The 13360-nt window shown below is 72.3% G+C and carries 13 protein-coding genes and 1 rRNA gene; 3 read left to right on the forward strand and 11 right to left on the reverse strand.

Going from position 1 to position 13360, the window contains the following annotated elements; all coding sequences use genetic code 11:
- A 16S ribosomal RNA gene (locus ACBR40_RS36450) occupies positions 1-124 on the reverse strand; the annotation flags it as partial.
- Positions 125-641: 517 nt separating this feature from the next.
- Complete coding sequence (locus tag ACBR40_RS36455; RefSeq protein ID WP_371251675.1) at positions 642-1127, reverse strand: MarR family winged helix-turn-helix transcriptional regulator; 486 nt, start codon at positions 1125-1127, stop codon at positions 642-644.
- Positions 1128-1151: 24 nt separating this feature from the next.
- On the opposite strand from ACBR40_RS36455, the gene ACBR40_RS36460 reads away from it, so the two are divergent.
- Together ACBR40_RS36460 and ACBR40_RS36465 are read left to right on the forward strand one after the other, a co-directional pair.
- Positions 1152-1634, forward strand: coding sequence for a PPOX class F420-dependent oxidoreductase (locus ACBR40_RS36460; protein WP_371251676.1), 483 nt, complete (start codon positions 1152-1154; stop codon positions 1632-1634).
- A 508-nt stretch (positions 1635-2142) separates the two neighbouring features.
- Positions 2143-3588 carry a glycosyltransferase family 39 protein gene (locus tag ACBR40_RS36465; protein WP_371251677.1) on the forward strand — a complete coding sequence of 482 codons (1446 nt, stop codon included), beginning with the start codon at positions 2143-2145 and terminating at the stop codon, positions 3586-3588.
- Positions 3589-3733: 145 nt separating this feature from the next.
- Here ACBR40_RS36465 and tyrS read toward each other — a convergent pair whose 3' ends face one another.
- Complete coding sequence (gene tyrS / locus ACBR40_RS36470; protein ID WP_344218590.1) at positions 3734-4999, reverse strand: tyrosine--tRNA ligase; 1266 nt, start codon at positions 4997-4999, stop codon at positions 3734-3736.
- 92 nt (positions 5000-5091) lie between these two features.
- On the opposite strand from tyrS, the gene ACBR40_RS36475 reads away from it, so the two are divergent.
- A complete protein-coding gene (locus tag ACBR40_RS36475; protein ID WP_364445145.1) occupies positions 5092-5493 on the forward strand; it encodes a PH domain-containing protein in 402 nt (133 codons plus the stop codon).
- On the opposite strand, the gene ACBR40_RS36480 is transcribed toward ACBR40_RS36475, so the two are convergent.
- From ACBR40_RS36480 to argC, 8 genes are all read right to left on the reverse strand, one after another.
- Entirely contained in the window at positions 5433-6125 is a 693-nt protein-coding gene (locus ACBR40_RS36480; protein ID WP_344218586.1) for a DNA-3-methyladenine glycosylase, read from the reverse strand. The two genes, ACBR40_RS36475 and ACBR40_RS36480, sit on opposite strands and share 61 nt — an antisense overlap.
- Positions 6107-7528, reverse strand: coding sequence for an argininosuccinate lyase (gene argH / locus ACBR40_RS36485; protein ID WP_344218584.1), 1422 nt, complete (start codon positions 7526-7528; stop codon positions 6107-6109). The genes ACBR40_RS36480 and argH overlap by 19 nt, the downstream gene beginning before the upstream one ends.
- Before the next feature lie 87 nt (positions 7529-7615).
- Positions 7616-8122, reverse strand: coding sequence for an arginine repressor (locus tag ACBR40_RS36490; protein ID WP_091082841.1), 507 nt, complete (start codon positions 8120-8122; stop codon positions 7616-7618).
- The gene (argF, locus tag ACBR40_RS36495) at positions 8119-9066 is read right to left on the reverse strand and encodes an ornithine carbamoyltransferase (RefSeq protein ID WP_344218581.1); all 948 of its coding nucleotides are present in this window, start codon (positions 9064-9066) and stop codon (positions 8119-8121) included. Before argF ends, ACBR40_RS36490 begins: the two co-directional genes overlap by 4 nt.
- The gene (locus tag ACBR40_RS36500) at positions 9063-10229 is read right to left on the reverse strand and encodes an acetylornithine transaminase (RefSeq protein ID WP_371251678.1); all 1167 of its coding nucleotides are present in this window, start codon (positions 10227-10229) and stop codon (positions 9063-9065) included. The genes argF and ACBR40_RS36500 overlap by 4 nt, the downstream gene beginning before the upstream one ends.
- Positions 10229-11101 carry an acetylglutamate kinase gene (gene argB / locus ACBR40_RS36505; protein ID WP_344218577.1) on the reverse strand — a complete coding sequence of 291 codons (873 nt, stop codon included), beginning with the start codon at positions 11099-11101 and terminating at the stop codon, positions 10229-10231. The genes ACBR40_RS36500 and argB overlap by 1 nt, the downstream gene beginning before the upstream one ends.
- Complete coding sequence (argJ, locus tag ACBR40_RS36510; protein ID WP_364445141.1) at positions 11098-12249, reverse strand: bifunctional glutamate N-acetyltransferase/amino-acid acetyltransferase ArgJ; 1152 nt, start codon at positions 12247-12249, stop codon at positions 11098-11100. Before argJ ends, argB begins: the two co-directional genes overlap by 4 nt.
- Positions 12246-13268, reverse strand: coding sequence for an N-acetyl-gamma-glutamyl-phosphate reductase (gene argC / locus ACBR40_RS36515; protein WP_344218573.1), 1023 nt, complete (start codon positions 13266-13268; stop codon positions 12246-12248). The genes argJ and argC overlap by 4 nt, the downstream gene beginning before the upstream one ends.
- Positions 13269-13360 lie beyond the last annotated feature (92 nt).

Below are 13360 nucleotides of genomic sequence, written 5' to 3' on the forward strand. Positions count from 1 at the left end.
AGGTTGCTCACGTGTTACTCACCCGTTCGCCGCTCGAGTACCCCGAAGGGCCTTTCCGCTCGACTTGCATGTGTTAAGCACGCCGCCAGCGTTCGTCCTGAGCCAGGATCAAACTCTCCAAACAATGTCTGCGTAATACAGCTTGTCCGGATGAATCATCCAAGCAAGAATCCGTCAAAAATGACGGGGTCATACATGTGTGATGCACATGCACTGGCTTTTAACACACTGTTGAGTTCTCAAGAAACGGACGCGAACTTCCTCGACCAGATCCGTTCGGATCTCGCCCTGGAGGCGCTATCTCGTCTTCCGCAATCTTAGCAGTTCGTCCGATTCTGTGTCAAATCCGGAGACTTGACGACAGTCGAGGTGAACTGCCTAGTATTGCGCGCCCCGTTTCCGGGGCAACCCTCTCAACTTACCGTGACATCCGCAGCTTGTCGAATCAACCGGTTTTTCGGCTGCTTCGGCGCGCCCTGGAGGTCTCGGACCACGAGCATGCCGTAGCAGCTCTGCCGAGTGGCTCGTATTCGAGGGGCTTGCCCGGGGCCCGTCCGCCTGATCGGCGTCCGGCTCACTCCCGCGGCGAGGTCAAACATTAAGTGGCGATTCGCGACTCGTCAAATCGCCGGGCCCGGCGGTCACAGCTCCGCTGCGGCGCGGGCGATGGCAGTGCCGCAGCGTTCCAGGAGTTTCCGCAGCGTGGCACGTTCCTCGGCGGTGAACTCGTCGGCGAGCGCGCGCTCGATCTGCACGGCGCGGGCGTCCGCCGTCGCGAGAGCGTCGCGGCCGGACTCCGTGAGGCGGGTCTCCAGGACGTTGCGGTGCCAAGGGTGGGGTGAACGCTCGACGAGGCCGCGCTCCTCCAGGTTCTTGAGTACGACGGTCATCGCCTGTGGGGTCACCAGGCAGGTGCGCGCGAGCGCCGCACCGGAGATGCCGGGATTGTCGGCGAGCGCGAACAGGGCGGCGTACTGGGGAACCGTGAGTCCGGCCGGGCGTACGGCGAGCTGCTTGGCGGTGATCAGAGCTTGCTCGGCTCGCTTGATGTCCATGCCGAGCCGTTCGTCCGGGGGCAGGCCCTTGGCCGGCTCCTCGGCAGGTTGCTCGTCTCTGTGTGACGCCATGAAGGGGATCGTACAAGGACGGATATGCGTTCCAGCTTTGATGGTCGTCAAGGTTTTGATAAGTTGCCGTCGGCCGAAGTGACGATGGAAAGGATGGATGAGATGGGCGAAGAGAAGCGGGCGGTCGTTGTTCCGGAGAGTCATCTCGACCTGCTGGAGCGGCCGTTGTTCGCGCATCTGGCGACCCTCGGGGACGGCCGGCCCCACGTGAACCCGGTGTGGACGGCGTGGGACGGGGAGTTCCTTCGCTTCACGACGACGACGGACCGGCGCAAGCATCGGAACGTGGTGGAGGATCCGCGGGTGGCGGTCTCGATCAACGATCCTGAGCGGCCCTATCGGTATCTGGAGATCCGCGGCGTGGTCGAGCGGATCGAGCCGGATCCGTCGGGCGACTTCTTCGACGTGCTGGCGAGGCGGTACGGCCTGGAGTACGAGCGGCCGGTCGGCGACGCCGAGCGGCGGGTGGTGATCGTGGTGAGGCCGACGCACACCACCAGCCAGTAGGCGGGCCGGCGCCGGCGGCGAGGGCTGCGGATCCGGTCCGCGTCCAGGCGGCGGCGCGTCGAGGCGGACCGTCATCGGCTCGGGGCTCACGCCGGCTTCTGGGCGAACGCGATAGCCGGAGGGCAGGCGAGCCCTCCGGTGGGCGCGAGGTCCGGGGCCCACCCCGTTTTCCTTTGCGCACGCGGAGTCCAAGGGGTCACGTCCGCCTTCTCGGTGGACGCCGGGCTCGGGGTCAGGGCTGTCTTCCTGGCTGCCGCGGAGTCGGGGGGCGCTACCGCCTTCCCGACGGATACGGAAGCAGTGGCTCAGATCTCGGCGAGGGGCGGCGGGTCCCAGCCCGGTGGCGGGAGCGGAGGGGTTGCCGCCGCACCGCCCTCGCCCACGCGCCGCCGCCCATCACGCGCCGCCACCCACGCGCCGCCACCCACGCGCCGCCTTCATCCCGGCAGGAGGCGCAGGGTCGGCGGGATGGGCGATCAGCCCGTGCGGGGCCGCGTATCCTGCCCCGGTGACCACTGCCGCCACCCTCGCACCCCCGGCCCGCCACGTCACCGCCCCCCGCGCGTGGAGCCCCTGGTGGATGGCGTTGCTCGCCGCCGCCGCGGCGTTCTCGGGCACGGGCTCCGCCACGCTGAACGGCGACGAGCTCGCCACGCTCAGCGCCGCACGGCGTTCGCTCGCGGGCATGTGGGAGCTGGCGCTCAACATCGACGGTCATTTCCTGCCGTACTACTTGTTCATGCACTTCTGGACGATGGCCGGCACCGCGGAGCTGTGGCTGCGGCTGCCGTCGGCGCTGGCGATCGGCGTGGCGGCCTGGCTGCTGACGGATCTGGGCCGGCGGCTGAGCTCGGTCCGGGCGGGGGTGTTCGCGGCGGCGATCTTCGCGGTCCTGCCGTCCGTCTCCTATTTCGGGGCTTTCGCCAGGTCGTACGCGTTCGCGGCGGCCGCGGCGGTGCTGTCCTTCTGGGCGCTGCACCGGGCGCTTGAACGGCCGGCGGCGGCCAGGCGGTGGGTGCTGTACGGGGTGGCGGTCGCGCTGGTGTGCTCGACGCACCTGTTCGCGGTCCTCGTGCTGCCCGCGCAGCTCGCGCTGGCCCGGCGCGGGGCCGTGGTGCGCATGCTGGGCGCGCTCGCGGTGGGCGGTCTCCCGGCCGTGGCGCTGGGGCTGATCGGGTTCGGGGAGCGGCACGCGATCAGCTGGATCCCGCAGCGCGGGCCGGAGGTGTGGCTGAAGTTCCCGAAGATGGCGGCGGGGACGAACGCGTTCGGGGTGGTGCTGTTCGCGGTCGCGGTGGCCGGGGCGGTCCACCTGTACGCGCGGCGGGGCGAGCGGCCGTGGGCCCTGGCGCTGGCGGGGTGGCTGGTGCTGCCGCCGCTGCTCCTGCTCGCGGTCTCGCACCTGGTGACGCCGGTGTACGTGGACCGCTACCTGTTCGTGACCGCGCCCGCGTTGGCACTGCTCGCGGGCCTGGCGGTGGCGGCGATCCCCCGGTTCGCGGTGGCGGCGGGGGTGGCGGTCGTCGTGCTCGGGTGCGCGCTGTCGTTCCCCGATCATGTGGACGTCCGTGAGGAGAACGGGCGTTTCGAGAACATCCCGTGGGCGTTGCGGGTGATCAGGGCCGAGCGGGACGACGCGATCGTGTACGGCCAGAGCCAGCTGCGCACCGGCTTCGACTACTACGCCGACTCGCTCATGCCGGTGGACGTGCTCCGCTCCGGGGACGAGCCCTCCCCCACCGGGTTCGGATATCCCGAGCGGGCGGACGTGGCCGCGGCGCTCGACGGGCGCGAGCGGGTGTGGGTGGTCTGGCGCGGCAGCAAGCAGTCGGGGCTGGAGGGGGACGCGGTGCCGCGGGTGGCGGAGGTCGAGCGGGCGGGGTTCGAGCTGAAGCTGGCCAAGCACTCGGCTGAGCTGCCGGGGCTCACGGTGGCGTTGTTCACCCGCGAATAGCCGCGGTCAGCCGCCCGGGCACTCGCGACCCGGCCGCGGTCAGCCGCCCCGGCACCCGCGACTGGCCACGACCCGCTGCGGATCACGCGAAAGCGGGCCCCTCCGCGGATGGAGGGGCCCGCTTCTTCGTGCGCGGTCGTCGTGGTCAGCCGACCTCGACGCCGCCGATCGACTTCTTGCCGCGCCGCAGCACCATGAACCGCCCGTGCAGCAGGTCCTCGGCCCCCGGCACGTACGCCTCGTCAGTGATCTTGACGTTGTTGAGGTAGGCCCCGCCCTCCTTGACCGCCCGCCGGGCGGCCGACTTGGACTCGACCAGGCCGCTGTCGGCCAGCAGGTCGACGAAGGACGCGCCGAGCGCGGGCACCACGGCCTTCGGCACCTCGGCCAGCGCCGCGCCGAGGGTGGAGGCGGGCAGCTCCTCCAGCGTGCCCTGGCCGAACAGCGCCTTGGAGGCGGCCACGACGGCGTCCAGCTCCTGCTTGCCGTGCAGCAGCTCGGTGAGCTCCTCGGCCAGCGCCCGCTGCGCCTCGCGGGCGAAGGGCCGCTCGGCGACGGCCTTCTCCAGCGCCTCGATCTCCTCGCGGCCGCGGAAGGTGAACACCTTGAGGTAGTGGATCACGTCGCGGTCGTCGGAGTTGAGGAAGTACTGGTAGAAGGCGTACGGCGAGGTCATCTCGGGGTCGAGCCAGAGCGCGCCGCCGGCGGTCTTGCCGAACTTGGTGCCGTCGGACTTGGTGATCAGCGGCAGGGTCATGGCGTGCACGTGGGCGCCTTCGATGCGGCGTACGAGGTCGACGCCCGCGGTGATGTTGCCCCACTGGTCGCTGCCGCCGATCTGCAGCGCGCAGCCGTAGCGGCGGTGCAGCTCCAGGTAGTCGTTGGCCTGGAGGATCTGGTAGCTGAACTCGGTGTAGCTGAGCCCTTCGCCGGCCAGCCGGGCCGAGACGGACTCGCGGGCCAGCATGCGGTTGACCGGGAAGTGCTTGCCGATGTCGCGCAGGAAGCCGATCGCGCTCATCTCGCCGGTCCAGTCGAGGTTGCTCACCATGAGGGCGGCGTTGGACGGCGCGTCGAAGTCGAGGAAGCGGCCGACCTGGCCGCGCAGGCGCTCCACCCACTCCGCCACGGTCTCGGTCGCGTTGAGTGAGCGCTCGCTGTTGCGCCCGCTCGGGTCGCCGATGAGGCCGGTGGCGCCGCCGACCAGGCCGATCGGGCGGTGCCCGGCGAGCTGCAGCCGGCGCAGGGTGAGCAGCGGCACGAAGTGACCGACGTGCAAAGAGGGGGCGGTCGGGTCGAACCCGGCGTAGACCGTGATCGGACCCTCGGCCATGGACGCGCGCAGGGCGTCGAGGTCGGTGGACTGCGCGATCAGGCCCCGCCAGGCGAGGTCATCGAGAATGTCGGTCACGGTGCGGGCTTTCCAGGAGAGTGAGACGGGTCGGATGAGTACAGCGTGCCTGATCGCCCGGGTAGCCCGCCACTTGGATACGCTCTGTGCCCATGTGGAGGGTCCGTCGCGAGCTGGCCGTTTTCAAGATCTTAGGGGCTCTCGCGTGCGCGGGTCTCGCCGTCTACTGGTGGATCGGCGGCGATCACCGCGGCGTGATCCTGGCCGTGCCTGGGGCGGTGCTCCTCGGCGGCATGGGGCTGCGGGACCTGCTGGTCCCGGTGCGGCTGGCGGCCGACGAGAGCGGGATCACGGTGGTGCACGGGTTCGCGGGACACCGGCACGTGCCCTGGGACGAGATCCGGGACGTCACGGTGGACGTACGCAGGCGCTGGGGCCGGCGCAGCGAGATGCTGGAGATCGACACCGGCGACCACCTGCACCTCTTCAGCCCTCACGAGCTGGGCGCCTCTCCGACGGAGGTGGCGGCGGCGCTGCGCCGGCGCGGCACGTGAGCCCGGTAGGGCGACACGGTCGGGTCGCCGTCGATCCAGAACCGCCACGGCACCTCCTTGGCGGTGGAGATCCCGGTGCGCGGCCCGGCTTTGACCAGCCCGGGTGCGGGCGGACGGCCTTCGAGCACGGCGGCCGACTCGTGGGGCCGCCCGGCGGGTGAGCCCTCCAGCACGGCGTCGAGGCCGTTGTGCTCGCGGGCCAGGCCGAGGGCGACGGCGAGCCGTGCGGGGCCGCGGGCGAGGTCGCGGTCGGGCGGCGGCTTGCCGCGCGAGGAGCGGCGGACGCGGGCGACGTCCACGCCGTCCAGCACCTCGCCGGCCCGCAGCAGCACCGCCGAGCCCGATCCCTCGGGCAGGCAGACGAGGTTGGCGCAGAAGTGCATGCCGTAGGTGAAGTAGACGTACAGGTGGCCGGGCGGGCCGAACATGACGGCGTTGCGCGGCGTCCTGCCGCGGTAGGTGTGCGCGGCGGGGTCCTCGCCGGGGCCGCCGTACGCCTCGACCTCGGTGAGGCGCACGGCGACGGGCCCGTGCACGAGGACGCGCCCGAGCAGGTCGGGCGCGACCTCGTGGGAGGGGCGGTCGAAGAAGCTCCGCGGCAGCGGCGCGGGGCTCAGCTCTGCGCCGCCCATGCCGCCTGCGCGTCAACCGCCTCGCGCAGCGCGACGAGCTGGTCGCGTACGCGGTCGGGAGCGGTGCCGCCGTGCGCCTTGCGGGCGGCGAGCGCGCCGGGCACGCTGAGCACGTCGCGCACGTCGGGGGTGAGGTGCGACGAGACCTTGAGCAGCTCGTCGTCGCTGAGCTCGCCGAGGTCCTTGTCGTTGACCTGGCACCACACGACCAGGTGGCCGACGGCCTCGTGCGCCTCGCGGAACGGCACGCCGCGCCGCACCAGCAGCTCGGCGAGGTCGGTGGCGAGCGCGAACCCGTCGGGGGCCGAGGCCTCCATGCGGGCGGTGTTGACCCGCATCGTGGCGACCAGCCCGGCCATGGCGGGCAGGACCAGCAGCAGGGTGTCGACGGCGTCGAACACCGGCTCCTTGTCCTCCTGCAGGTCGCGGTTGTAGGTCAGCGGCAGGCCCTTGAGCGTGGTCAGCAGCGACATGAGGTTGCCGATGAGCCGGCCGGACTTGCCGCGGGCCAGCTCGGCCACGTCGGGGTTCTTCTTCTGCGGCATGATCGACGAGCCGGTGGAGTAGGCGTCGTCCATCTCGATCCAGCGGAACTCCTGCGAGGCCCACAGGACGATCTCCTCGCCCAGCCGCGACAGGTGCACGCCGATCATGGCCGCGTCGAACAGGAACTCGGCGGCGAAGTCGCGGTCGGCGACGGCGTCCATCGAGTTGGGCGCGGCGGCGGCGAAGCCCAGCTCCTCGGCCACGGCCTGCGGGTCGAGCGGCAGCGACGAGCCGGCCAGCGCGCCGGAGCCGAGCGGCGAGACCGCGGCCCGCTTGTCCCAGTCGGTGAGCCGGTCGACGTCGCGGGCGAAGGCGTGCACGTGCGCCAGGAGCTGGTGGCCGAACGACACCGGCTGCGCGTGCTGCAGGTGGGTCATGCCGGGCGCGGCGGTCTCGGCGTGCTGCTCGGCCTGGGCCATGAGCGCCGTCTCCAGCTCGACCACCCGGGAGACGACCATGCGGACGTGGTCGCGGAGGTAGAGGCGCAGGTCGGTGGCGATCTGGTCGTTGCGCGAGCGGCCGGCGCGCAGCTTGCCGCCGAGCGAGCCGAGCCGTTCCAGCAGGCCGCGCTCCAGCGCGGTGTGCACGTCCTCGTCGGCCACCGTCGGCCGGAACTCGCCCTCCTTGCAGGCGCGGTCCAGGTCGTCGAGGGCGCCGATCATGCGCCCGAGCTCCTCGTCGCTCAGCAGCCCCGCCCTGTGCAGCACCCGCGCGTGCGCCCTGGACGCCGCCAGGTCGTACGGCACGAGCCGCCAGTCGAAGTGCACGCTCACCGACAGCCGGGCCAGCGCGTCGGACGGGCCGCTCTCGAAGCGTCCGCCCCACAGCCGCATCGGCTTGCCTTCACTCACCGTCATCTCCTTCGTGTCCCCCGCGACCATAGTGCACGTCGGCCCCCGTTCGCGTCACGGGCGGCGCGATCTTCAGCGGGGCTTCTTCCGTTTTCAGCCGCGCCGGTCGGCGACCTTCAGCAGCGCCTCGGCGACCGCCTGCCCGCCCTGCGGGTCGCGGGTGATGACGAGGATCGTGTCGTCGCCCGCGACGGTGCCGAGGATGGACTCCCAGTCGGCGTGGTCGATGGCGGAGGACATGAACTGCGCCGCGCCGGGAGGCGTCTTCACGACGACCAGGTTGGCCGAGGCCTCGGCGCTGACCAGCAGCTCCTCCGCCACGCGCTGGAGGCGGGCGGAGGGGGGCTCGCCGGCCCCGACCCGGGCGACCGGGATGCGGGCGCCGCCCTCGCCGGGCAGCGCGTAGATCAGCGAGCCGTCCTCGGCGCGCAGCTTGAGCGCGCCGAGCTCGTCCAGGTCACGGGAGAGCGTGGCCTGGGTGACCTCGACGCCGCTGTCGGCGAGCAGCTTGGCGAGCTCCGGCTGGGAGCGCACCACCTGCCGCCGCAGCAGGTCGGTGATCCGCGCCTGCCGGGCCGCCTTGGTCATCGGGATGGTCACGGTCTGGTCACCAGCCAGTGGAGCAGCGCCTTCTGGGCGTGCAGGCGGTTCTCGGCCTGGTCCCACACGACGCTGCGCGGGCCTTCGAGCACGTCCTCGGTGATCTCGTAGCCGCGGTAGGCGGGCAGGCAGTGCAGCACGATCGCCTCGGGGGCGGCGCGCGCGACCAGCGCGGCGTCCACCTGGTACGGCATGAGCGCGGCCACCCGCTCCTCCTTGCCGCTCTGGCCCATCGACACCCAGGTGTCGGTGGCGAGCACGTGGGCGCCCTCGGCGGCGGCGGCCGGGTCGGCGACGACGCTCACCGAGCCGCCGGTCCGCTCGGCGACGGCCGCGGCCCGGTCGAGCACGGCCGGGTCGGGCAGGTAGCCGTCGGGGGCCGCGATGCGTACGTGCATGCCGGCGGTGGCGCCGCCGAGCAGGTAGGAGTGGGCCATGTTGTTGGCGCCGTCGCCGGTGTAGGCGAGCGTCAGGCCGGCGGTGCGGCCGAGGTGCTCGCGCACGGTCTGCAGGTCGGCGAGGATCTGGCAGGGGTGGTACTCGTCGGTGAGCGCGTTGACGACCGGGACACGGGAGTGGGCGGCCATCTCCTCGATGAGCTCCTGGCCGTTGGTGCGCCAGACGATCGCGGCGACCTGCCGGTCGAGCACGCGGGCGAGGTCCTTGGCGGGCTCGCCGCGGCCCATGAGCGCCCCGACGTTGTCGACGACGAGCGGCAGGCCGCCGAGCTCGCCGATGCCGGTGTGGAAGGAGACGCGGGTGCGGGCCGAGGGCTTGTCGAACAGGACGGCGACGCTGCGCGGGCCCTCGAAGGGGCGGTAGCCGAAGCGGTCCTTCTTCATGGCCTCGGCCAGGTCGAGCACCTCCGCCTGCTCGGCGGGCGAGAGGTCGTCGTCCTTGAGGAAGTGCCGGACGCTCGCGGGGTCCTGGCTCTGGCTGCTCACTTCGACGCCTCTTCCACGATCGCGGGGAACGCCGTCACGAAGGCGTCCACCTCCTCTGCCGTCACCACCAGCGGGGGCGCGATGCGCACCGCGTCCGGCTGGAGCGCGTTGACCAGGAACCCGGCCTTGGCCGCCGCCTCCTGGAAGCGCGCCGAGCGCGGCTCGCGCAGCACGGCGGCCAGCCACAGGCCGCGCCCGCGCACGCCCTTCAGCAGCGGGTGGCGTACCGACTCCAGCCCGGCGCGCAGCCGGGCGGAGACCTCGCGCACGTGGGCGAGGTCGACGTTGTCGAGCACCGCCAGCGCGGCGGCGCAGGAGACCGGGTTGCCGCCGAAGGTCGAGCCGTGGTCGCCCTTGCCGAACAGCCCGCCGATCTCGCCGAAGCCGACGCAGGCGCCGATCGGCAGGCCGCCGCCGAGCCCCTTGGCCAGGGTGAGGATGTCGGGGGTGACGCCGTCGGCCTGGTGGGCGAACCAGTGGCCGGTGCGGCCGATGGCCGACTGGATCTCGTCGGCGACCAGCAGCGCGCCGGTGGAGTCGCAGATCTCGCGGGCCGCCTCGAAGTAGCCGTCGGGGGGCGGGACCACGCCGGCCTCGCCCTGCGTGGGCTCCAGGAAGACCGCGATGCAGTCGCCGGTCACGGCCTCCTTGAGCGCGTCGGCGTCGCCGTAGGGGACGAAGCGCACGTCCACGGGGAACGGGCCGAACGGCTCGCGGATGGCCGGCTTGCCGGTCAGCGACAGCGCGCCGATGGTGCGGCCGTGGAAGCCGTTCTCGGCGGCGACGAAGTAGGAGCGGCCCTCGCGGCGGCCGTACTTGAGCGCCAGCTTGTACGCCGCCTCGTTGGCCTCGGTGCCGGAGTTGGCGAAGAAGATCCGCGCGGGGGCGTTGAGCAGGCCGCGCAGCCGCTCGGCGAGCAGCACCTCGGGCTCGTGCAGGAACAGGTTGCTGGTGTGCGCGATGGCCGCGACCTGCCGGGTGACGGCCTCGACCAGGGCCGGGTGGGCGTGGCCGAGCGAGCTGGTGGCGATGCCGGCGATGAAGTCGAGGTATTCCCTGCCGTCGACGTCCCACACGCGGCTGCCCTCGCCGCGGGCCAGGGCGATCGGCGGGACGCCGTAGTTGGGCATGAAGGCGTCTTCGAACCTCTTGAACAGGCTCATCAGGGCATCACCATCGTTCCGATTCCTTCATTGGTGAAGATCTCCAGCAGCAGGGAGTGCGGCACCCGGCCGTCGAGGACGTGGGCGCGCGGCACCCCGCCCTGCACGGCCGTCAGGCACGCCTCCATCTTGGGCACCATGCCGCTGGACAGCGTGGGCATGAGGGTCTCCAGCTCGTCGGCCGCGAGCTGGTCGATCACGTCGGTGTCGTCGGGCCAGTTGGCGTACAGGCCCTCGACGTCGGTGAGCACGATCAGCTTCTGCGCCTGGAGCGCGACGGCCAGCGCGGCGGCGGCCGTGTCGGCGTTGACGTTGTAGACCTCGCCGTCGTCGCCGCGGGCGACGCTGGAGATCACGGGGATGCGGCCGTCGGCGATGAGGGCGCGGACCGCTCCCGGGTCGACCTTGATGATCTCGCCGACCTGGCCGATGTCGACGAGCTCGCCGTCCACCACGGCGTGCTTGCGCACGGCGGTGAACAGGTGGGCGTCCTCGCCCGACAGGCCGACGGCGAACGGGCCGTGCCGGTTGATCAGGCCGACGATGTCGCGGTTGACCTGGCCGACCAGGACCATCCGCACCACCTGCATGGCCTCGGGCGTGGTGACCCGCAGGCCGGCGGTGAAGGTGGAGGCGATGCCGAGCCGGTCGAGCGCGCTGCTGATCTGCGGGCCGCCGCCGTGCACGACGACCGGGCGCAGGCCGGCGTGCTGGAGGAAGACGACGTCCTCGGCGAAGCCGGCCTTCAGCCCCTCGTCGGTCATGGCGTTGCCGCCGTACTTGATGACGACGGTCGCGCCGTGGAAGCGGGTGAGCCAGGGCAGCGCCTCGATGAGCGTGCCCGCCTTCGTCTCGGCCGCGCTGCGCCTCATGAGCTGTACGCCGAGTTCTCGTGGACGTAGTCCGCGGTCAGGTCGGTCGTGTGGACGGTCGCGGTGTGCGGGCCCGCCGACAGGTCGACGGTGATCGTGACGTCCCTCGGGCGCATGTCCACCTTGGAGCGGTCGTCGCCGACCGCGCCGCCGCGGCAGATCCAGATGCCGTTGATGGCGACGTTGAGCCGGTCGGGCTCGAAGACGGCGTCGGTGGTGCCGACGGCGGCGAGCACGCGGCCCCAGTTGGGGTCCTCGCCGTGGACGGCGCACTTGAGCAGGTTGGAGCGGGCGACCGCGCGGCCGACCGTGACGGCGTCGGACTCGGAGGCGGCGCCGACGACCTCGATGGCGATGGCCTTGGAGGCGCCCTCGGCGTCCACGAGGAGCTGGCGGGCCAGGTCGGCGCAGACCTCGTAGACCTTCTGCTCGAACTCGGCGAGGTCGGGCCTGACGCCGGCGGCGCCGCTGGCCAGCAGCAGCACGGTGTCGTTGGTGGACATGCAGCCGTCGGTGTCGAGCCGGTCGAAGGTGCGGGAGGTGGCCTTGCGCAGCGCGGCGTCGAGCTCGTCGCTGGTGAGGTCGGCGTCGGTGGTGATCACGCAGAGCATGGTGGCGAGGGCGGGGGCGAGCATGCCCGCGCCCTTGGCCATGCCGCCCACCATGTAGCCGGCGGCCCGCTTGAAGGAGATCTTGCTGACCGTGTCGGTGGTGCGGATGGCGTCGGCCGCGGCCAGGCCGCCGTCGCGGGAGAGCTGGCCCGCGGCGGTCTCGACGCCGGACAGCAGCTCGTCCATGGGCAGCCGCTCGCCGATCAGGCCGGTGGAGCAGACGGCGATCTCGCCGGCGGAGTCCTGCAGCGCCTCGGCGACCTTCTCGGCGGTGGCGTGGGTGTCCTGGAAGCCCTCGGGGCCCGTGCAGGCGTTGGCGCCGCCGGAGTTGAGCACCACGGCCCGCAGCCGGCCGCCCGCGAGGACCTGCTGCGACCACAGGACGGGGGCGGCCTTCACGCGGTTGGCGGTGAAGACGCCCGCGGCGGCGCGGCTGGGCCCGTCGTTGACGACGAGGGCGAGGTCGCGGGCGCCGCCGGGCTTGATGCCCGCGGCGACGCCGGCCGCTCTGAATCCAAGTGGAGCGGTAACGCTCACGGTGCGACTCCTGTCAGGGGAAGGCCGAGCTCTTCCGGCAGGCCGAGGGCGAGGTTGACGCTTTGGATCGCGCCCCCGGCGGTGCCCTTGGTGAGGTTGTCGATGGCGATGACGGCGACCACGCGGCCGGCGCGTTCGTCGAGCGTCACCTGGAGGGCGGCGGTGTTGGCGCCGTAGGTCATGGAGGTGGCCGGCCAGACGCCGTCGGGCAGCAGGTGGACGAACGGCTCGTCCTTCAGCGCCACCTCGTACGCCGACCGCAGCGCCTGCCGGGTGAGGCCGGGCGCGGCGGGGGCGGTGCAGGTGGCGAGGATGCCGCGGCTCATGGGGGCCAGCGTGGGGGTGAAGGAGACGCGCACCGGCGTGCCGGCGACGGCCGACAGGCCCTGCTCCATCTCGGGGGTGTGGCGGTGGACGCCGCCGACGCCGTACGCGCTGACCGACCCCATGACCTCGCTGCCGAGCAGGTGCGCCTTCGGGGCCTTGCCCGCGCCGCTGGCGCCGCTGGCGGCGACCACGACGACGTCGGGGCCGGCCAGGCCGGCGGCGAAGGCGGGGAAGAGGGCGAGCAGGACGGAGGTCGGGTAGCAGCCGGGCACCGCGACGCGCCGCGCGCCGCGCAGCCTCTCCCGCTGTCCGGGCAGCTCGGGCAGGCCGTAGGGCCAGGTGCCGGCGTGCTCGCCGCCGTAGAACTCCTGCCAGGCGGCGGGGTCGGCGAGCCGGTGGTCGGCGCCGCAGTCGACGACCACGGTGTCCTCGCCGAGCTGGGCGGCGACGGCGGCCGAGTGGCCGTGCGGCAGGGCCAGGAAGACGACGTCGTGGCCGGCGAGCGTGGCGGCGCTGGTCTCCTCGATGACCCGGTCGGCCAGCTGCGGCAGGTGGGGCTGGTGGGCGCCGAGGCGGGCGCCGGCGCTGGAGGCGGCGGTGAGCGCGCCGATCTCGAACTCGGGATGGCCGAGCAGGAGGCGCAGCAGCTCTCCGCCCGCGTAGCCGCTGGCTCCCGCTATCGCCGCTCTCATTCTCGCCCCTCCTGCATATTCATGCATCATAGCTCATGACCTTGCTTGTGAGAATGATGCACGTCGCGGCGGGGATGCGCAAGCCGCCCTTC

It is taken from the genome of Nonomuraea sp. AD125B, assembly GCF_041402765.1.
GTDB classification, from domain to species: domain Bacteria; phylum Actinomycetota; class Actinomycetes; order Streptosporangiales; family Streptosporangiaceae; genus Nonomuraea; species Nonomuraea bangladeshensis.